This is a genomic window from Protofrankia sp. CiT1 (genome assembly GCF_917627335.1).
GTDB lineage: Bacteria > Actinomycetota > Actinomycetes > Frankiales > Frankiaceae > Protofrankia.
This window is the reverse complement of record NZ_CAKJTP010000005.1, coordinates 31,313-51,393: the sequence shown is the minus strand read 5'-3', so window position 1 is coordinate 51,393 and position 20,081 is coordinate 31,313. Positions and strand designations below refer to the sequence as shown.

Below are 20,081 nucleotides of genomic sequence, written 5' to 3'. Positions count from 1 at the left end.
TATCCCGCTGGATCCCGGCGTGGTGGTGGTCTGCGAGCCGAACGCGATCAGACTGAAAGCCCTCTCATGCACCAGGGCCTCCGAAGATCTCGATGGTGTCCCCGGGAGCCAGACTGACCATGGCCCGCTTGGTGGACTTGCGCTGACCCCAACCGGCCTTGGTGCGCTTGCGCTTACCCGAGCGGTTGATGGTGTTCACCCGCAGCACCCGGACGTTGAAAATCTGCTGGACCGCAATCTTGATCTCGGTCTTGTTCGCGCCCGGACGGACGATGAACGTGTAGACGTTCTCGTCCAACAGGCCGTAGCTCTTCTCGGAGACGACCGGCTTGATGATCACGTCACGCGGATCGGCGATCACTTGGCTTCCTCCTCGGCTTCCGCGCCATCGTCGGACCGGGCCCGCGACTCCTGGGTGCCCAGCGGCTCCGCATCGCCAGCCGGGACGAAGGACCCATCCTGTGCCGCCAGCACCTGTGACCGGGCCAGGAAGGCAGCCAGAGCGCCCTCGGTGAACACCACATCGTCGCTGACGAGCACGTCGTAGGTGTTGAGCTGGCCGGGATCAAGCAGGTGCACAGCGGGGACGTTGCGCAGGCTCTTCCAGGTGAGCTCGTCGTCCCGGGCCGCCACCACCAGCACCCGGCGGGTATCAGCGATCGTCCGAAGCGCCGTGAGCGCGGCCTTTGTCGACGGGGTCGCACCGGCAACCAGCGACGACACAACGTGGATCCGGTTGTTGCGCGCCCGGTCGGACAGGGCCCCACGCAGCGCGGCGGCCTTCATCTTCTTGGGCGTCCGCTGGTCGTAGGAGCGAGGCTTGGGGCCGTGAACGATGCCACCGCCGGTGAACTGCGGGGCGCGCAGCGAGCCCTGCCGGGCCCGGCCGGTGCCCTTCTGCCGGTAGGGCTTACGCCCACCACCGCGGACCTCGCCGCGGGTCAGCGTGGAGTGGGTGCCCTGGCGCGCCGCGGCGAGCTGCGCCACCACCACCTGGTGGATGAGCGGGACGTTCAGCGCGACGTCGAACACCGCCCCGGGCAGTTGTGCGCTGCCGACCTCACCACCGGTGGGAGCGTGGACAACGATCGTGCGGGTCTCGGGCACGGCGGCGGCAGCCGCGGAAGTCCGCGACCGGGCGCGCGCTGACGTCGTCGCTGCGCTCATGCCGATACCTCCTCACTGGACGTCACAGCGTCACCGCTCGTGACAGGCGTCTCGGCGGCGGGCCGAAGTCAGCGGGCTCAAAGTCAGCGGGTGCGGGACGTTTCGCCGCGCTGCGGACGAGCACCAAGCCCCCGTCAGGGCCGGGCACCGCACCTTTGATCAACAAAAAACCACGTTCGGTGTCGACCGCGTGGACGGTCAGGCCCGCAACGGTGACGCGCTCATGCCCCATCCGCCCAGCCATGCGCAGGCCCTTGAAGACCCGGCCGGGAGTGGCGCAGCCGCCGACCGAGCCCGGTGAACGGTGCTTGCGCTCGACTCCGTGGCCGGCGCCAAGGCCCTTGAAGCCGTGCCGCTTCATCACACCGGCGAAGCCCTTGCCCTTGGATGTTCCCGTTACGTCCACCACCGCGCCCGCGGCGAAGACCGCTCCGGTCAGTTCCTGGCCGGGCCGGTACCTGGCGGCGTCCGCCGTGCGCAGCTCGACCAGATGGCGCCGGGGAGGCACCCCGGCGCGCGCGAAGTGACCGCGCAGCGGCTGGGTCACCCGACGGGGGTCGACTTCACCGTAACCGAGCTGGACCGCCGAATAGCCGTCCGAATCGGGAGTCCTGATCTGCGTCACCACGTTCGGACCGGCCTTAATCACCGTGACCGGGACGATGCGGTTGTTGGCGTCCCATACCTGGGTCATCCCGAGCTTGGTGCCCAGCAGGCCCCTGTAGTTGCGATTGAGCATGACTGCGCCGGCCCCTTTAAAGCTTGATCTCGATATCGACACCCGCTGGCAGGTCGAGGCGCATCAGCGAGTCGACCGTCTTCGGCGTCGGGTCAAGAATGTCGATCAGCCGCTTGTGCGTGCGCATCTCAAAGTGCTCACGGCTGTCCTTGTACTTGTGCGGCGACCGGATCACGCAGTAGACGTTCTTCTCCGTCGGCAGCGGCACCGGTCCCGCGACCTGCGCACCAGTCCGCGTCACCGTCTCGACGATCTTTCGCGCCGAACTATCGATGATCTCGTGGTCGTAGGCCTTGAGCCGGATGCGGATCTTCTGTGCCGCCATGGTGGGCTTCGCCTGTCCTGTCTGTCTCGTCCGGCTCGCTGGCCCTGCAGGGTCCGTTCCTGGCCGGAGCTGCCGCCGGATGTACCGCTTGTTGACAAGTCTGTGCACCGCGCGAGCGGCGGGCGGAAAGGCCCCACAGGGCCCGCGGCCCGCCGCTCGCGGCGACTACTTGAGGATCTTGGTGACGCGACCGGCGCCAACGGTCCGGCCACCCTCACGGATGGCGAACCGCAGGCCCTCCTCCATGGCGATCGGCTGGATAAGCTCGACCGTCATCTCGGTGTTGTCGCCCGGCATGACCATTTCGGTGCCCTCAGGAAGGGTCACGACACCGGTCACGTCCGTGGTCCGGAAGTAGAACTGCGGACGGTAGTTGTTGAAGAACGGCGTGTGGCGGCCACCCTCGTCCTTGCTGAGGATGTAGACCTGCGCCTCGAAGTTGGTGTGCGGCATGATCGACTTCGGCTTGACAACGACCTGGCCGCGCTCGACGTCCTCGCGCTTCACCCCACGCAGGAGCAGACCGACGTTGTCACCGGCACGCCCCTCGTCGAGCAGCTTGCGGAACATCTCGACACCGGTGACGGTCGTCGTGGTGACATCCGGTCGGATACCGACGATCTCGACGGTCTCACTGACCTTGACAACGCCTCGCTCCACCCGACCGGTGACAACGGTGCCACGACCGGTGATCGTGAAGACGTCCTCGATCGGCATGAGGAAGGGCTTGTCGATGTCGCGCTCGGGCTCCGGGATGGAGTCGTCGACAGCCTGCATGAGTTCCAGCAGCTTCGCGCCCCACTCCTTGTCGCCCTCAAGCGCCTTGAGCGCCGAGACGCGAACCACCGGCACGTCGTCACCCGGAAACTCGTACAAGCTCAGCAGCTCACGCACCTCGAGCTCGACGAGCTCGAGGATCTCCTCGTCGTCGACCATGTCGGCCTTGTTCAACGCCACGACGATGTAAGGCACGCCGACCTGGCGAGCGAGCAGCACGTGCTCCCTGGTCTGCGGCATCGGGCCGTCGGTGGCCGACACGACCAGGATCGCGCCGTCCATCTGGGCGGCACCCGTGATCATGTTTTTGATGTAGTCGGCGTGACCGGGGCAGTCAACGTGGGCGTAGTGCCGGTTGTCGGTCTGGTACTCGACGTGGGCGATCGAGATCGTGATGCCGCGGGCCTTCTCCTCCGGCGCCTTGTCGATCTGGTCGAACGGCGTGAAGGGGTTCAGCTCGGGGTGTGCGTCGTGCAGGACCTTGGTAATGGCCGCGGTCAGCGTGGTCTTGCCATGGTCGATGTGACCGATGGTACCGATGTTGACATGCGGCTTGTTCCGCTCGAACTTCTGCTTCGCCACGGGTGTCCCTCCAAGGACGGGTGGTGTCGTGCCGTGCTAATGATCGTGGTCGTGTCGGGCCTGGTGCGGCGCTGGTTAGGCCCCGCCCCGGCCACCCGTCACTCCCCGCGTGCTTTCGCGATGATTTCCTTGGCAACCCCCGCCGGGACCTCGGCGTAGGAGTCGAACTGCATCGAGTAGGAAGCCCGGCCGGATGTCTTCGACCGCAGGTCTCCGACGTAACCGAACATCTCCGACAGCGGGACGGTCGCCTTGACGATGCGCGCGCCGGCCCGCTCGTCCATGGCCTGGATCTGCCCACGCCGTGAGTTGAGGTCGCCGATCACGTCACCCATGTAGTCCTCAGGGGTGGTGACCTCGACCGCCATCATCGGCTCGAGCAGAACCGGGTCGGCCTTGCGGGCCGCCTCCTTGAAAGCCATCGAACCGGCGATCTTGAAAGCGAGCTCGGACGAGTCGACATCGTGGTACTGACCATCGGTCAGGGTGACCTTCACGTCGACGAGGGGGTAGCCGGCGAGGACACCGAACTCCATCGCCTCCTGGCAGCCAGCGTCGACGGACGGGATGTACTCGCGTGGGATGCGGCCACCGGTGACCTTGTTCGCGAACTCGTAACCACCGCCGTCACCGCCGGAAGGCTCGAGATCGATGATCACTCGGGCATACTGCCCCGAGCCACCGGTCTGCTTCTTGTGCGTGTAGTCGACCTTCTCGACCTTGCGGCGGATGGTCTCGCGGTAGGCGACCTGCGGCTTGCCGACGTTGGCGGTGACACCGAACTCGCGGCGCATCCGGTCGACGAGTACGTCCAAGTGCAGCTCGCCCATGCCCGCAATGATCGTCTGACCGGTCTCGTCGTCGGTCCGGACCTGGAAGGTCGGGTCCTCCTCGGCGAGGCGGCCGATAGCCGTACCCAGCTTCTGCTGGTCGGCTTTGGTCTTCGGCTCGATCGCGACGCTGATGACCGGGGCCGGGAAGGTCATCGACTCCAGGATGATCGGGCTGTTCGGGTCGCAGAGCGTGTCACCGGTGGTCGTGTTCTTCAGGCCGACCACCGCGACGATCTGGCCCGCGCCGACACCGTCGCGATCCTCGCGGTGGTTGGCGTGCATCTGCAGGATGCGACCGATCCGCTCCTTGCGGTCCTTGGTCGAGTTCAGCACCGGTGAGCCGGCGGTGAGCCGTCCCGAGTAGACCCGGATGTAGGTCAGCTTCCCGACGTACGGATCGGTCATGATCTTGAAGGCGAGCGCGGAGAAGGGCTCGCTCTCGTCCGGCCGGCGCGCGACCTCGTTCTCCTCGCGGCCCATCGCGTGGCCGATCGTGACACCGATGTCCAGCGGGCTCGGCAGGTAGTCCACGACGGCGTCGAGCATCGGCTGCACGCCCTTGTTCTTGAACGCCGATCCGCACAGGACGGGATTCACCGAGCCGACCAGGGTCGCCCGGCGCAGTGCCGCCCGCAGCTGCTCCTCGCTCGGCTCCTCGCCCTCGAGATACAGCTCCATCAGGCTGTCGTCGTTCTCGGCGACGGTCTCGACGAGCTTGTCCCGCCACTCCTGCGCGGCCTCGGCGTGGTCACGCGGGATGTCGACGGTCTCGTAGGAGGCGCCCTTGTCCTCGGTGTGCCAGAGCAGGCCCTTCATGGCAACCAGGTCGATGACACCTTTGAAGTCGGCTTCGACACCCCACGGGAGCTGGATGACGGCCGGTGTCGCGGCGAGGCGGTCAACCATCATGTCCACGCAGCGGTGGAACTCAGCGCCGACCCGGTCCATCTTGTTGACGAACGCGATCCGCGGGACGTTGTAGCGGTCAGCCTGGCGCCAGACCGTCTCGCTCTGCGGCTCGACCCCGGCCACGGCGTCGAAGACCGCGACGGCGCCGTCGAGGACACGCAGCGAGCGTTCCACCTCGACCGTGAAGTCGACGTGCCCCGGGGTATCGATGATGTTGATGGTGTGGTCACGCCACATACAGGTGGTGGCGGCGGAGGTGATCGTGATCCCCCGCTCCTGCTCCTGCTCCATCCAGTCCATGGTGGCACCGCCATCATGGACTTCACCGATCTTGTAATTGACGCCGGTGTAGAAAAGGATCCGCTCGGTGGTCGTGGTCTTGCCCGCGTCAATGTGGGCCATGATCCCGATGTTGCGGGTCGAAGCCAGCGCGGCACGTACGTCAGCAGACATGTTAGTTACCAGCGGTAGTGGGCGAAGGCCTTGTTGGACTCCGCCATCTTGTGGGTGTCCTCGCGCCGCTTCACGCTCGCGCCGAGACCGTTACTCGCGTCGATCAGCTCGTTCATGAGGCGCTCGGTCATGGTCTTCTCACGCCGCTGCCGGGCGTAGCCCACCAGCCAGCGAAGCGCGAGGGTGGTGCTCCGGCTCGAGCGCACCTCGACCGGCACCTGGTAGGTGGCGCCGCCAACCCGGCGGCTGCGCACCTCCAGGGTCGGCTTGACGTTGTCGAGGGCACGCTTGAGCGTGACCACGGGGTCATTGCCGGTCTTCTCCCGGGCACCCTCGAGCGCGCCGTAGACGATCCGCTCGGCCAGCGACTTCTTGCCGCTCAGGAGAACCTTGTTGACCAGCGCTGTCACCAGCGGTGAGCCGTAGACCGGATCGACGACGACGGCGTGCTTGGGAGCCGGGCCCTTGCGTGGCATCAGGCCTTCTCCTTCTTCGCTCCGTACTTGCTGCGCGCCTGCTTGCGGTTGCGGACGCCCTGGGTGTCCAGCGTCCCGCGTACGATCTTGTAACGGACGCCCGGAAGGTCCTTCACCCGGCCGCCGCGGACCAGGACGATCGAGTGCTCCTGCAGGTTGTGCCCCACCCCGGGGATGTAGGCCGTGACCTCCATCCCGCTGTGGAGCCGGACGCGGGCGACCTTGCGAAGCGCCGAATTGGGCTTCTTGGGCGTGGTCGTGTAGACGCGGGTGCACACGCCACGACGCTGCGGGCTCCCCTTGAGTGCCGGGGTCTTGGTCTTCTCGACCTTGTCCTGCCGGCCCTTGCGGACCAACTGCTGGATCGTCGGCAACGCCGCTCCCGTTCCTCTTCCGTCCTGCCGGTACCTGCTGTTATGTCGGCTGTGTCCGACCCACGCGGTCGGGCGTGTCGCTCACTCTCGAAAAACCCCCGGGTAACCCGAGTGGTCTGCCGTGGAGGTGCGCCCGCCCACCTGACGTGGAGCCGGGCCGTCCGAAGTCGCCGCCGGCCCGGCAGGACGGGCCACGGCGCCAGTGGATGGCGCAAGACACAGGTCAAACCTGCAGCGCACAGCGCCGCAGGAACCGAGACTACAGAACCGGTAACGGGTATGTCGAATCGGGGTCACCGTGCCGCGACCGCGCCCGGCCCAGTCGGCTCAGTCCAGTCGGCTCAGTCCAGTCGGCTTAGCGCGCCCGGCAACAGGGGACGCGGCGTCGCGGGGCCAGGACACGCACCTCGCCGCGTTGTCGTCGGTCGCCACCCAACACCTCCGGTGACTCCCTCCGCCGCCTCGCGATGCACGCACCCCAGCCCCGCTCCTTGATCCACGCCCCTATTGCCGGGCGCTCTTAGTCCGACAGCTTCCGCAGCTTGCAGACGAAAAAGCCCTCGAACTCCCCGCCCGGCAGGATCCGTCGTGCCCCGGCGAGCGCCGGATCAAACGCCTCCGAGCGCCAGCGGCGCAGGCCCGGCCGCCACGCGCCCGGCGCCCAGGCGTCGATGTCGACCTCGATCGGGCACACCTCAACGGGATGGTGGCGCAACAGATAGCTCAGCGGAGCTTCGTTCTCCTCCGGCCCGAACGTGCAGGTCGAGTAGACCAGGATGCCGCCAGGACGCAGCAGCCGGCAGGCCGCGACCAGCATCTTGCGCTGCAACCAGCCGTAGTTCCTCACCCGCTCCTCGTTCCAGTACCGCAGCGCGGCGGGGTCACGCAGGTCGACCAGGCCCTCTCCGGTGCACTGAGCGTCCAGCAGGACCCGGTCGAACCGGCCGGTGACGAACTTGTCCGCGTACTGGGCGGGGTGACAGGTGGCGGCGGCGAGCCGGACATGGAACTGCCGCGTCACCGCACGCAGCTTGTCCAGCCGGGGCTTGATGCCGTCGTTCGCCCACAGGCTCGCGTCGTTGCCGACAAGCGCGGCGATATGCGCCGTCTTCCCGCCGGGCGCCGCGCACAGGTCAATGATCGACTCTCCCGGTTCCGGCTCGAGGGCAAGCGCGGGCACAAGGCTGGAGATGTTCTGGATGTAGACATGGCCACCGGCGAAGAGCTCCGACGCCGACAGGACCCGCTTCTCGCCCCCGAGGAGGTAGCCGTCGGGACACCAGCCGAGCGGGTCAAGGGTGAGTCCGAGCTCGGCGATCGCCCGGTGGACCTCGGCGGCACCCAGCGGTGACAGCCGGTTGACCCGGACACCGGTGCGCCGGTCGAGACACAGCCGCGCGACAACCTCGGGCTCCGCCATGTCGAGGATTTCACTCAGCCGCCGCACGAACAGCGCCCGTTTCCGGCTTCCGCCGCCTCGCTCGCCCCCAGCCACCAGTGAGACACTACCCAAGCACGTCCAGCTGACGATGAATGCGGTCAATGCGGTTGATGCGGTGGACACCCAGCCGACTGGCGGCGGCGCGCGTCACAATCCGTGGCCACATTTTCCGGCGCCCGCGAAAATTGGTTGAGCCGTCGTGCTGACAAGCAAATCACCAACGATATCGAGGCCAAGGCCGCCGGCTACGTGTCACCTTCGAGACTAATTCCGGCACTAGGAACGGTGTGAGCCGAGTCATGATGTTGACTCCTTGCCCACTAATCCACGTCCCGATAACTTCAATTTTGTCACCGTCAGTTCGGATGACTACGATGGAGGAATCATGCCTACTTCTCTCCGGCATCTCGACCATAATCGAGAAATCACCCCGTCAAGCACTTTCGGGTTGATTATCGAGGTATCCGAGGACGTGGAGATTTCCGTTTTCAGCGCAGCTGAAGCTGTTGCCGGGACGGCCCTCGCATCGCTGGTCACCCGTACCCCGACAAACGGCGGCACCACCAGCCAGGAAGTGCTGAGCATCCGTACCGGTGAGGTGCGCGCAGCCGTGACGGAAATCGGTGGCGGCGACCGCGAGGCGGCGACCGCCGCCACCGATAACACGGACGACACCGATGACGCTGACGACGAGGCTGCCGGCTACCACGGCGGCAATCCTCCCGTCAGCACCCGCGCGAAAATTCAGCGCAGCGACGACTAAGCCCCGAACAAAACATCAGGCAAACGGCTCACAAGATGACAACATCTCGCCAGCCGTCCGCCGGGACCAGCGAATGGCTCAGCCAACCGAGCCACCAGCGGACCTCGCTGACGGCAGTGCTGCTGAAGACATGCGCTATCGTCTCCTGGCTGTATGGGCGCCTGTTCGCCCGGCTTACCGGCAATCCTGACGCCGTTCGAATCGAACGTTTCATCAGGGACCAGAACAAAGCCGCTATAGCACACGCCGGGCTCGCCCTGCTCGGCGCGGCGGCACTGGCCGTGGCGCCGTTCGCAATCCGCGACCTCATTGACGAGTGGCTGCTACAGCTACAGACGCGCGGAATACTTCTCCCTGTCTTCCTCATGCTCGGCGCTTTTGTGCTCAGCGCCCTCGTAGCCACCCTGCAACATATACTGATCGGCTATCTCAGCGAACGGCTTGCTTTCCAGATCCGCCGCGACCTGCACGAGCACACGGTCGCTCTGCCGTTCCCTCGCTTCATGCGGACACGGCACGGGGATATTGTCACGCTCTTCACCATTGATACGGCCAAGGTACAGATCGCCGGCGCCGTCTGCCTGCCCGCCATCGCGACAATGGCAGTCGAGCTCCTCGCCGCCGGTGTGACCGCCTTTCTGCTGGAATGGCGGCTCGCGGTCGCGGTCGGCGCGATCGGTGCGATTCCACTCGTCCTGCTGCGATTGATTCGTGCGCGCATCCGGGAAATCAGCCGGGTGGAGGCCGAGCGACACACCCGGCTGGTCGATCACGTCATAGAGCTGGCTGGGACGGCTGGCGCGCTGCACCTGCGTGCGTTCCGCGCGCAGGGCGCCGGTCAGGAGGAGTTCGAACGGCTGGACGCGGCTATCGCGACAGCGGTCCGTACCCGGGTCCAGGTATTCGCCCGTCTACAGTTCATCTCCGCGGCCAGTGCAGTGCTGGCAACCATGACCGCGATCGGGTTCGGAGCGTGGCTCTCGCTGGAGCGGATAATGACGACCGGCACGTTCGTGGCGTTCCTCAGCGTGCTCTTCCTGGCCTTTCGCGCAATCGCCGGTTTTGCCGACCTGCGCACCCAGCTGTTTGATGGCGAATCCTCCCTCATCCGCATTCTGGCCTTCCTCGACATTCCGCTGGAGCGGCCTCGCGTGGCGAACCACAGTAACGTGAGACCGCTGACATCAGTTGATCGCCCGCGGCCACCGGAAGAAATCGTGTCGCAAGCCGAACCAGCGGTTTCAGATCCGGCCGGCATTCCCCGGCCGCCGGTGCACGGTGATCTCGTCCTGGCGAACGTCTCCTATTCTTACGCGCCTGACGTACCCGCGCCCGACTGGGCGGTCCGATCGGTGGATATCGTCGTGCGCAGAGGCGAGACGGTTGCCGTCGTCGGATTCAGCGGCGCGGGCAAGACCACGCTCTGTTACCTCGCGAGCGGGCTCCTGGCGCCCACTTCCGGGCGAGTGCTGCTAGGCGGGCGGGATATCCTTGAACTCACCGCCGAGCAGGCGCGAGCCGCGGTCGGATTCGTCTCCCAGGAAGCATTCATCCAACGCCGTACCATTGCCGAGAACCTCCGCTTCGGGAATCCCACCGCGACCGCGGACGAGCTCTGGGCGGCACTCGAGGCGACTGGTCTCGTCACCGTGGTCCGTTCCCTGCCGGACGGGATCCACACCCCGGTCGGCTGCGATGGATACGAGATCTCGGGTGGCGAACGGCAACGGCTGGCCATCGCTCGGGTCCTGGTCCAGAATCCACGGACGATCATCCTCGACGAGGCTACGTCGAACCTTGACGCACTGACTGAGGAAATGCTTCGGGTGTCGTTCGAACGTCTTCTCGCCGATCGCAGCTGCCTGCTCGTGGCCCATCGAATGACGATGACCACCGCCGCGGACCGTATCTACGTGATGGAAAAGGGCACCGTGGTGGAGGCCGGCCCGCACGACCGGCTGGTCAAAACCGGTGGAATCTACGCGCAGCTGGCCCGCGGCCAGCTGCGGCAGACAGCCAGGAGGGAGAACAACAACGGTATGTCCCGGACCGTCGGCTGACCTGGCTCGCCAGCGGCGTCCAGAATTCAGCACGGACCGCTGACACACCGAAGGCGCTGCCCGGATACCTCCAGGGAGGTATCCGGGCAGCGCCGTGTTTCCTGGGGATGCTCAGCCGTGGTGGCGTGTCCGGTGAAGACACGGCAGACAGGCCTGGAACTGTCAGACCGGCTTCGCGCCGATCCGGCGGGAGCCCCAGGCCACGCGATCGTGAACATTTTCGCGTGGCCTGGGCCCCAGGGCTCTCCCGCGGGACGGGCTATCGGTAGTCGCCCCCTGTGCTGCGGTAGTCAAAATCATCCAACGGCACAGCTTGACCGCTACCAGTACCGAACGCGCCGTACTCGACGGTCGCGCCGTCCTCATAGTTACCGCCCACCGAGTACATGGACGCCCGCGCCTCCTCGGTCGGCTCGACCCGAATGTTGCGGTATCGGGAGATGCCGGTACCCGCCGGGATGAGCTTGCCGATGATGACGTTCTCCTTCAGGCCGACCAGCGAGTCCGACCGGGCATTGATCGCGGCGTCGGTGAGCACTCGCGTCGTCTCCTGGAAGGAGGCCGCCGACAGCCAGGACTCGGTCGCAAGTGACGCCTTGGTGATGCCCATGAGAACCGGACGGGCCGATGCCGGCTGCCCACCGGACTCGACCACCCGGCGGTTCTCCTCCTCGAAGCGCGCCCGCTCGACCAGCTCACCGGGCAGGAGGGTGGTCTCACCCGACTCCAGCACGTTCACCCGCTTGAGCATCTGGCGGATGATGATCTCTATGTGCTTGTCGTGGATCGACACGCCCTGCGAGCGATAGACCTCCTGCACCTGGTCCACCAGGTGCAACTGCACCTGGCGCGGGCCGAGAATGCGCAGTACCTCGTGCGGGTCGACCGCGCCGTCGACGATCTTTTGGCCAACAGCGATGTGCTGGCCTTCCTCGACCTTCAGGCGCGAACGACGGGACACCGGGTAGGCGATCTCCTCGCCGCCGTCGTCGGGCACGATAACAATCTTGAGGGTCTTCTCGGTCTCCTCGATGCGCACCCGCCCGGCGACCTCGCTGATCGGGGCCTTGCCCTTGGGGGAACGGGCCTCGAAAAGCTCGACCACACGCGGTAGGCCCTGGGTGATGTCGTCACCGGTGGCGACACCACCGCTGTGGAAGGTACGCATGGTCAGCTGGGTGCCCGGCTCACCGATCGACTGAGCCGCGACGATACCCACGGCCTCACCGACGTCCACCAGCTTTCCGGTTGCCAGCGACCGGCCGTAACACTGTGCGCACACACCCATCCGGGCGACGCAGGTGAGCGCGGAGCGCACCTTCACCGATTCGATACCGGCTTCAATGATCTGGCCGATAACCACATCGCCGAGGTCGGTACCGGCGGGCACCACAACATCGCCGGCGGCGTTCACCGCGTCGGAGGCGAGTGTCCGCGCGTAGGCCGCGGTCTCGGCGTAACGGTCACGGACAAGCAGCCCGTCCGCTCCCTTGCGGGCGATACGGGTGCCGATGCCACGCTCGGTACCGCAGTCGTCCTCGCGGACGATGACGTCCTGGCTGACGTCAACCAGACGCCGGGTTAGATACCCTGAGTCAGCGGTCCGCAGCGCCGTGTCGGCTAGACCCTTACGAGCGCCGTGCGTGGAGATGAAGTACTCCACCACGCTCAGGCCCTCACGGAAGTTGGCCTTGATCGGACGCGGGATGATCTCACCCTTCGGGTTGGCGACCAGTCCGCGCATTCCGGCGAGCTGCCGGATCTGCATCATGTTTCCGGCGGCTCCGGAGTTGACCAGTACAGCGACCGGGTTGGTCAACGGGAAGTTGGCCTCCATCGCCTCGGCGACCTTGCCCGTCGCCTCGTTCCAGATCTGGACGAGTTCGCCGCGGCGCTCATCATCGGACAGGAAGCCCCGGTCGAACTGCTTCTGCACCCGCTCGGCCCGCTGCTCGTACTCGTCGAGGATCTGCTTCTTGTTCGGCGGCGCAACGACATCCTCGATGGCGACGGTCACACCGGACCGGGTGGCCCAGTAGAAACCGGCGCTCTTCAGGGCGTCCAGCGTCGCCGCCACCTGGATCTTCGGGTAGCGCTCGGCCAGGTCGTTGACGATCGCGGCCTGGGCCTTCTTGTTCATCATGTAGTTGAGGAACGGATACCCTTCCGGAAGCGCCTGGTTGAGCAGGCAACGACCGAAGGTGGTCTCCAGCGTGAACGGCTCACCGCTGACCCAGCCCGCTGGCGGCGTCCAGTCGCGCGGCGGGGTGGTGTCGCGAAGCCGGACCCTGATCTTCGCCTGCAGTTCGATCTCCCGCGCGTCAAAGGCCATCTGAGCCTCGGCCACGCTGGAGAACGCCCTGCCCTCGCCGACCCCGCCCTCGGCCATCCGGCTGAGGTGGAACACCCCGGTGACCATGTCGAGGCTCGGCATGGCCAGCGGACGCCCGGACGCCGGCGACAGGATGTTGTTGCTCGACAGCATCAGGATGCGCGCCTCGGCCTGCGCCTCCGCGGACAGCGGCAGGTGCACGGCCATCTGGTCACCGTCGAAGTCCGCGTTGAAGGCGGTGCAGACCAGCGGGTGGATCTGGATGGCCTTGCCTTCGACCAGCTGTGGCTCGAACGCCTGGATACCGAGGCGGTGCAGGGTCGGCGCACGGTTCAGCAGCACCGGGTGCTCGGTGATGACCTCTTCCAGCACGTCCCAGACCACCGGACGGGCTCGCTCCACCATCCGCTTGGCGGACTTGATGTTCTGTGCGTGGTTGAGGTCGACCAGCCGCTTCATCACGAACGGCTTGAACAACTCGAGCGCCATCTGCTTGGGCAGACCGCACTGATGCAGCTTCAGCTGCGGGCCGACGACGATGACGGAACGCCCGGAGTAGTCGACGCGCTTGCCGAGCAGGTTCTGCCGGAACCGCCCCTGCTTGCCCTTGAGCATGTCCGACAACGACTTGAGCGGGCGGTTACCCGGACCGGTGACCGGCCGGCCGCGGCGACCGTTGTCGAACAGCGCGTCGACGGCCTCCTGCAGCATCCGCTTCTCGTTGTTGACGATGATCTCAGGCGCGCCGAGGTCGAGCAGCCGCTTGAGCCGGTTGTTACGGTTGATCACCCGGCGGTAGAGGTCGTTCAGGTCGGACGTGGCGAACCGACCACCGTCGAGCTGCACCATCGGGCGCAGGTCCGGCGGAATGACCGGAACGCAGTCGAGCACCATCCCATTCGGGGAGTTGCGGGTGTTCAGGAACGCCGAGACCACCTTGAGACGCTTCAGCGCCCGGGCCTTCTTCTGGCCCTTGCCGCTGCGGATGGTCTCCCGCAGTGACTCGGCCTCCGCGGCCAGGTCGAAGTCAACGAGCCGGCGCTGTAGCGCCTCGGCTCCCATACCGCCTTCGAAGTACTGTCCGAAGCGGTCCCGCAGCTCACGGTAGAGCAGCTCATCAGGCTCAAGATCCTGAACTTTCATGCCCTTGAAGCGGTCGAACACCCGGCCCAGATCGTCGATCTTCCGCTGGACGCGGTCACGGATCTGGCGCATCTCGCGCTCAGCCGCCTCGCGGACCTTGCGCCGGGCGTCGCCCTTGGCGCCCTCGGCCTCCAGCTGCGCGAGATCCGCCTCAAGCTTCTTCTGCCGCGTCTCGACGTCGGCGTTCTTCTTGTCCTCGAGATGCTGCTTCTCGACGGAGATCCGTGCCTCGAGGGTGGGCAGGTCGCGGTGGCGCGCCTCGACGTCCACACTTGTGATCATATAAGCGGCGAAATAAATGACCTTTTCAAGGTCTTTCGGCGCGAGGTCGAGCAGATAGCCGAGCCGGCTCGGCACACCCTTGAAATACCAGATGTGGGTGACCGGCGCGGCCAGCTCGATGTGGCCCATCCGCTCACGGCGCACCTTCGCGCGAGTGACCTCGACACCGCAGCGCTCACAGATGATGCCCTTGAAGCGAACGCGCTTGTACTTGCCGCAGTAGCACTCCCAGTCCCGGGTCGGACCGAAGATTTTCTCGCAGAAAAGCCCGTCCTTTTCCGGCTTCAGGGTGCGGTAGTTGATTGTCTCCGGCTTCTTGACCTCACCGTGTGACCACTGGCGGATGTCGTCCGCCGTGGCGAGGCCGATGCGCAGCTCGTCGAAGAAGTTGACGTCGAGCACGTGTCTTCTCTCTCTGCCGTCTGGCTGCCCCCATCGCCGGCGGGCATTGCGAGTAATGGCGGCGACGGGGGGCTTCTGCCGTCAGTTATTCCAAGGTCGGCGGGGACGCCGAGAAACGATCAGCGCGTCCGGAGCACCCGGCGGCCGTGACGTGAGCCCGTGGCCACCGGCCACGAGTCACGACCACCCATAGATCCATTCGCACTCACGATCGGCGACCACTGGGCTCCCTGGGGCCCCGGGCGTGCGGCGGAACATGACCGCACTCCCGTCGGCCCACTAGTCGTCAGACCTCCTCAACGCTGCTCGGCTCCCGCCGGGACAGATCGATACCGAGCTCCTCCGCGGCACGGAAGACATCCTCATCGGTGTCACGCATCTCAATGGAGACGCCGTCGCTGGACAGAACCTCCACGTTCAGGCACAGCGACTGCATTTCCTTGATAAGGACCTTGAAGGACTCCGGAATGCCTGGTTCGGGGATGTTCTCGCCCTTGACGATGGCCTCGTAGACCTTGACGCGGCCGAGGACGTCGTCGGACTTGATGGTCAGCAGCTCCTGGAGCGCGTAGGCGGCGCCGTACGCCTCAAGCGCCCACACCTCCATCTCACCGAAGCGCTGTCCACCGAACTGCGCCTTACCGCCCAGCGGCTGCTGGGTGATCATCGAGTAGGGACCGGTCGACCGGGCGTGAATCTTGTCGTCGACCAGATGCAGCAGTTTGAGGATGTAGATGTAGCCGACCGCCACCGGGTACGGATAGGGCTCACCCGTCCGGCCGTCGAAGAGCCGTGCCTTGCCGCTGGACCCGATCAGCTGGTCACCATCGCGGTTCACCAGCGTCGAGGCAAGCAGACCGGTGATCTCCTCCTCCCGGGCGCCGTCGAACACCGGTGTCGCCACGTTGGTGTCAGGCGGCGCCTGATGCGCACCGATACCGCGCAGGCGCTCCTTCCAGTCCTCGTCACCGTCGTCGACCTGCCAGCCGGTCTTGGCCACCCAGCCGAGATGGGTCTCCAGGATCTGGCCGATGTTCATACGGCGCGGCACACCGTGCGGGTTCAGCACGACGTCCACCGGCGTGCCGTCGGACAGGAACGGCATGTCCTCGACAGGGAGGATCTTCGCAATGACGCCCTTGTTGCCGTGGCGGCCAGCGAGTTTGTCACCATCTGTGATCTTGCGCTTCTGGGCGACGTACACGCGGACGAGTTCGTTCACCCCCGGTGGAAGCTCGTCGCCGTCCTCCCGCGAGAACACCCGGACACCGATGACCTTGCCGGATTCTCCGTGCGGCACCTTCAGCGAGGTGTCCCGGACCTCACGAGCCTTCTCACCGAAGATCGCGCGCAGCAGCCGCTCCTCCGGGGTCAGCTCGGTCTCACCCTTGGGCGTGACCTTCCCGACCAGCACATCACCAGGCGAGACCTCGGCGCCGATCCGGATGATCCCGCGCTCGTCAAGGTCAGCAAGGACCTCCTCAGCGACGTTCGGGATATCCCGAGTGATCTCCTCAGGGCCTAGCTTGGTGTCCCGGGCGTCGACCTCATGCTCCTCGATGTGGATCGAGGACAGTACGTCGTCCTGGACCAGCCGCTGGGAGAGAATGATCGCGTCCTCGTAGTTGTGCCCCTCCCAGGGCATGAACGCCACCAGGAGGTTCTTGCCCAGCGCCATCTCGCCGTTGTCGGTGCACGGGCCGTCCGCGATGACCTGGCCCGCCAGGACCCGGTCGCCCTCGTCGACGATCGGCTTCTGGTTGATGCACGTGCCCTGGTTGGAGCGGCGGAACTTCGCCATCCGGTAGGTCCGCCGGGTGCCGTCGTCATGCATCACGGTGATGTAGTCAGCGGACAGGTCCTCGACCACACCGGCCTGTGCGCAGACGACCACGTCACCGGCGTCCTTGGCCGCGCGGGCCTCCATACCGGTACCGACCAGCGGTGCCTCGCTGCGCAGCAGCGGGACGGACTGGCGCTGCATGTTCGAGCCCATCAGGGCGCGGTTGGCATCGTCGTGCTCAAGGAATGGGATCATGGCCGTGGCCACCGACACCATCTGGCGCGGCGAGACGTCCATGTAGTCGACCTCGTCCGGCGGGATGAACTCGACCTCACCACCCTTGCGGCGCACCAGGACACGGTGCTCGGCGAACGAGCCGTCGGCCGTCAGCGGCGCGTTCGCCTGCGCGATGACATGCCGGTCCTCCTCGTCCGCGGTGAGGTAGTCGATCTGATCGGTGACCCGGCCGGCCACGACCTTGCGATAGGGCGTCTCGACGAAACCGAACGGGTTGACCCGCGCGAACGTCGACAGCGAACCGATCAGGCCGATGTTCGGGCCTTCCGGCGTCTCGATCGGGCACATCCGGCCGTAGTGGCTGGGGTGGACGTCACGGACCTCGAAGCCGGCCCGTTCCCGGGAGAGCCCACCAGGGCCGAGCGCGGACAGGCGCCGCTTGTGTGTGAGGCCCGCCAGCGGGTTGGTCTGGTCCATGAACTGGGACAGCTGGCTGGTGCCGAAGAACTCCTTGATGGAGGCGACGACCGGCCGGATGTTGATGAGCGTCTGAGGAGTGATCGCCTCGACGTCCTGAGTGGTCATCCGTTCCCGGACGACCCGCTCCATCCGGGCGAGACCAAGGCGCACCTGATTCTGGATCAGTTCACCGACCGTACGCAGCCGGCGGTTGCCGAAGTGGTCGATGTCGTCCACGTCATAGGACTGGTCCTTACCCGCATGCAGCTGCACGACGTACTCGATCGTGCGGACGACGTCGTCCTCGGTCAGCACGCCCACGTCGTGCGGGACGTCGACACCGAGCTTCTTGTTCACCTTGTAGCGACCGACCTTCGCCAGGTCGTAACGCTTCGGGTTGAAGAAGAGGTTCTCCAGCAGTGTCTGGGCCGACTCGCGGGTCGGTGGCTCACCCGGCCGCAGCTTGCGGTAGATGTCAAGCAGCGCGTCGTCCTGGCTGGAGGTGTGGTCCTTCTCCAGCGTCACCCGCATCGACGGGAAGTCACCGAAACGCTCAAGAATGCGCGCCTCGTCCCAGCCGAGCGCCTTGAGCAGAACGGTCACTGACTGGCGGCGCTTGCGGTCGATACGTACGCCGACGGTGTCCCGCTTGTCGACCTCGAACTCCAGCCAGGCACCCCGGGAAGGAATGACCTTGCAGGAGAACAGGTCCTTGTCGGACACCTTGTCGATGGTCTTCTCGAAGTACACACCGGGCGAACGCACGAGCTGGCTGACGACGACCCGCTCGGTCCCATTGATAACAAAGGTTCCCTTTGGTGTCATAAGCGGAAAATCGCCCATAAACACCGTCTGGCTCTTGATCTCGCCGGTGTTGTTGTTGGTGAACTCGGCCGTCACGAACATGGGGGCCGAGTACGTCATATCCTTGTCCTTGCACTCCTCGACGGAGTACTTCGGCGGCTCGAAACGGTGATCACGGAACGACAGAGACATCGAACCCGAGAAGTCCTCGATAGGAGAAATCTCCTCGAAGACCTCCTCGAGACCCGACGTGACGGGTACGTCGTCACGACCGGCGTCGATGGCTTCCTGGACCCGTTCCGCCCACGCCTCATTGCCGATCAGCCAGTCAAAGGACTGGGTCTGCAGGGCGAGAAGATCGGGGACCTCAAGAGGCTCGATGATCTTTGCGAACGAGATGCGGGAGGAGTGAGGCGAGGCGGCCAAGGTGGTCCTTCCGGTGGCCTGATCGTCGGGCTGGCGGTGCTCGTGCGTCCTTGGGCCTCCGACAACGGGATCATGATTCTTCTCACGTTGCCCTCGGCCTACTCGAACAATCCGGCGAAGGGTGGTCGGGTGATCAGTGTCTCGCTACGGTTGTGTGGAGTGTCGGCGGGGGTAGTCCGACGGAGCGCGCTGCTGCCCCACGGTGCGGGCAGATGCGACACGGGCGTCGACGAGTAGTCCGTCACGACATCTTCCGAAGGAGGACACCTGTGTGGGAGGGTCATCCCGGGCTGGTGACGCGGCGGCGATTCGGTGGCAGGTTGCGATCAACGGTTTCGCTCGGATTACCTCGGTCGTTACGTCTGGACGGCCGCGCCAGAGGACGCGGTTACGCGGGGGACCGAACCGTCGCGTACCCGAAGGAACCGCGAGCGCACGACGAAAGGGCAGCCCAAACGAGCAGTGTAGCCGACGGCCGCACTGCTGGCAAGGCTGCTCGACAGGTATGTCTCACCGCTTCCCGATGATGGAACTCCGTCCCGGATGAGGTCGTCAACCCCAACCGGAAAGCCGCGCGTCGGCGCCCGTGACAATACGGCATCCAGCGCGCGCTCGGCCCAGGTCCCATGCCGGCCGGACCACCACGGCCCGGCCGGAACTGACGTTACCCGGCGACGGTGGAGCCTCGACAACAGGCCTCACCGCAGGGCCCGAGCATGGGCCGGGCCGCCGCCGTGCGGCTTGCCAACCAGGAAACGGCGGCCCGACCGATCAGTACCTACGTACCGATGCCTACTTGACGGTGACCGTGGCGCCGGCACCCTCAAGCGCGGCCTTGGCCTTCTCCGCGGCTTCCTTGCTGGCCTTCTCCAGGACCGGCTTGGGCGCGCCGTCGACGAGGTCCTTGGCCTCCTTCAGGCCCAGGCTGGTCAACGCACGGACTTCCTTGATGACCTGGATCTTCTTGTCACCGACGGCAGTGAGGATGACGTCGAACTCATCCTGCTCCTCCACGGCCGGCGCCTCGGATGCCGGACCGGCACCGCCGGCCACGGCGACGGCGACGGGGGCCGCCGCGGTCACACCGAAGGTGTCCTCGAACTGCTTCACGAACTCCGACAGCTCCAGCAGCGTCATTTCCTTGAACGCGTCCAGCAGCTCGTCGGTCGACAGCTTCGCCATCGTGGCGGTCCTTCCCGTTGTGATGGCACACCGCCCGTGGCGGGTGCCAGGAACTGTTATGGAGTAAGAGCGACCGGCAATAGGGGACGCGGCGTCGCGGGGCTGGGGCACGCACCTCGCATCGTTGTCGTC

14 protein-coding genes are annotated in these 20,081 nt (G+C 65.9%); 2 read left to right on the top strand and 12 right to left on the bottom strand.

Annotated elements, in window-relative coordinates; genetic code table 11:
* Window positions 1-64: 64 nt before the first annotated feature.
* The 9 genes from rplW to MJ785_RS01930 all read right to left on the bottom strand — a co-directional run bounded on the left by rplW (window position 65) and on the right by MJ785_RS01930 (window position 8,130).
* Window positions 65-361 carry a 50S ribosomal protein L23 gene (gene rplW, locus MJ785_RS01970; protein ID WP_239310547.1) on the bottom strand — a complete coding sequence of 99 codons (297 nt, stop codon included), beginning with the start codon at window positions 359-361 and terminating at the stop codon, window positions 65-67.
* Window positions 358-1,167 carry a 50S ribosomal protein L4 gene (gene rplD / locus MJ785_RS01965; RefSeq protein ID WP_239310546.1) on the bottom strand — a complete coding sequence of 270 codons (810 nt, stop codon included), beginning with the start codon at window positions 1,165-1,167 and terminating at the stop codon, window positions 358-360. The genes rplW and rplD overlap by 4 nt, the downstream gene beginning before the upstream one ends.
* 22 nt (window positions 1,168-1,189) lie before the next feature.
* Window positions 1,190-1,906, bottom strand: a complete 717-nt coding sequence (gene rplC / locus MJ785_RS01960) for a 50S ribosomal protein L3 (RefSeq protein WP_239379959.1) — start codon at window positions 1,904-1,906, stop codon at window positions 1,190-1,192.
* Window positions 1,907-1,922: 16 nt separating this feature from the next.
* Window positions 1,923-2,231, bottom strand: a complete 309-nt coding sequence (gene rpsJ / locus MJ785_RS01955) for a 30S ribosomal protein S10 (RefSeq protein ID WP_013875113.1) — start codon at window positions 2,229-2,231, stop codon at window positions 1,923-1,925.
* Window positions 2,232-2,396: 165 nt separating this feature from the next.
* Window positions 2,397-3,590: an elongation factor Tu gene (tuf, locus tag MJ785_RS01950; RefSeq protein ID WP_239310544.1), complete on the bottom strand. Its 1,194-nt coding sequence runs from the start codon at window positions 3,588-3,590 to the stop codon at window positions 2,397-2,399.
* A gap of 98 nt (window positions 3,591-3,688) precedes the next feature.
* Entirely contained in the window at window positions 3,689-5,785 is a 2,097-nt protein-coding gene (gene fusA, locus MJ785_RS01945; RefSeq protein ID WP_239310543.1) for an elongation factor G, read from the bottom strand.
* A gap of 5 nt (window positions 5,786-5,790) precedes the next feature.
* Complete coding sequence (gene rpsG / locus MJ785_RS01940; RefSeq protein WP_239310542.1) at window positions 5,791-6,261, bottom strand: 30S ribosomal protein S7; 471 nt, start codon at window positions 6,259-6,261, stop codon at window positions 5,791-5,793.
* Complete coding sequence (gene rpsL / locus MJ785_RS01935) at window positions 6,261-6,635, bottom strand: 30S ribosomal protein S12 (protein ID WP_131748563.1); 375 nt, start codon at window positions 6,633-6,635, stop codon at window positions 6,261-6,263. The genes rpsG and rpsL overlap by 1 nt, the downstream gene beginning before the upstream one ends.
* Window positions 6,636-7,155: 520 nt before the next feature.
* Window positions 7,156-8,130, bottom strand: a complete 975-nt coding sequence (locus MJ785_RS01930) for an RsmB/NOP family class I SAM-dependent RNA methyltransferase (protein WP_239379958.1) — start codon at window positions 8,128-8,130, stop codon at window positions 7,156-7,158.
* Between the two features lie 331 nt (window positions 8,131-8,461).
* Between MJ785_RS01930 and MJ785_RS01925 the strand changes: the two genes are divergently transcribed.
* Both MJ785_RS01925 and MJ785_RS01920 read left to right on the top strand, forming a co-directional pair.
* Window positions 8,462-8,839 carry a hypothetical protein gene (locus MJ785_RS01925; protein WP_239310540.1) on the top strand — a complete coding sequence of 126 codons (378 nt, stop codon included), beginning with the start codon at window positions 8,462-8,464 and terminating at the stop codon, window positions 8,837-8,839.
* Window positions 8,840-8,874: 35 nt separating this feature from the next.
* Window positions 8,875-10,899 carry an ABC transporter ATP-binding protein gene (locus MJ785_RS01920; RefSeq protein ID WP_239310539.1) on the top strand — a complete coding sequence of 675 codons (2,025 nt, stop codon included), beginning with the start codon at window positions 8,875-8,877 and terminating at the stop codon, window positions 10,897-10,899.
* 259 nt (window positions 10,900-11,158) lie between these two features.
* On the opposite strand, the gene MJ785_RS01915 is transcribed toward MJ785_RS01920, so the two are convergent.
* From MJ785_RS01915 to rplL, 3 genes are all read right to left on the bottom strand, one after another.
* Complete coding sequence (locus tag MJ785_RS01915) at window positions 11,159-15,058, bottom strand: DNA-directed RNA polymerase subunit beta' (protein WP_239374892.1); 3,900 nt, start codon at window positions 15,056-15,058, stop codon at window positions 11,159-11,161.
* A gap of 286 nt (window positions 15,059-15,344) precedes the next feature.
* Window positions 15,345-18,767 carry a DNA-directed RNA polymerase subunit beta gene (gene rpoB, locus MJ785_RS01910; protein ID WP_239312724.1) on the bottom strand — a complete coding sequence of 1,141 codons (3,423 nt, stop codon included), beginning with the start codon at window positions 18,765-18,767 and terminating at the stop codon, window positions 15,345-15,347.
* A gap of 792 nt (window positions 18,768-19,559) precedes the next feature.
* Entirely contained in the window at window positions 19,560-19,949 is a 390-nt protein-coding gene (rplL, locus tag MJ785_RS01905) for a 50S ribosomal protein L7/L12 (RefSeq protein WP_239332697.1), read from the bottom strand.
* Between the last annotated feature and the right edge of the window lie 132 nt (window positions 19,950-20,081).

Bases quoted from the DNA above. Each gene is read 5' to 3' on its own strand.
- rplD (WP_239310546.1), bottom strand. From the start codon at position 1,167: ATGAGCGCAGCGACGACGTCAGCGCGCGCCCGGTCGCGGACTTCCGCG.
- MJ785_RS01920 (WP_239310539.1), top strand. From the start codon at position 8,875: ATGACAACATCTCGCCAGCCGTCCGCCGGGACCAGCGAATGGCTCAGC.
- rplL (WP_239332697.1), bottom strand. From the start codon at position 19,949: ATGGCGAAGCTGTCGACCGACGAGCTGCTGGACGCGTTCAAGGAAATG.
- rplC (WP_239379959.1), bottom strand. From the start codon at position 1,906: ATGCTCAATCGCAACTACAGGGGCCTGCTGGGCACCAAGCTCGGGATG.
- rpsG (WP_239310542.1), bottom strand. From the start codon at position 6,261: ATGCCACGCAAGGGCCCGGCTCCCAAGCACGCCGTCGTCGTCGATCCG.
- MJ785_RS01925 (WP_239310540.1), top strand. From the start codon at position 8,462: ATGCCTACTTCTCTCCGGCATCTCGACCATAATCGAGAAATCACCCCG.
- rpsJ (WP_013875113.1), bottom strand. From the start codon at position 2,231: ATGGCGGCACAGAAGATCCGCATCCGGCTCAAGGCCTACGACCACGAG.
- fusA (WP_239310543.1), bottom strand. From the start codon at position 5,785: ATGTCTGCTGACGTACGTGCCGCGCTGGCTTCGACCCGCAACATCGGG.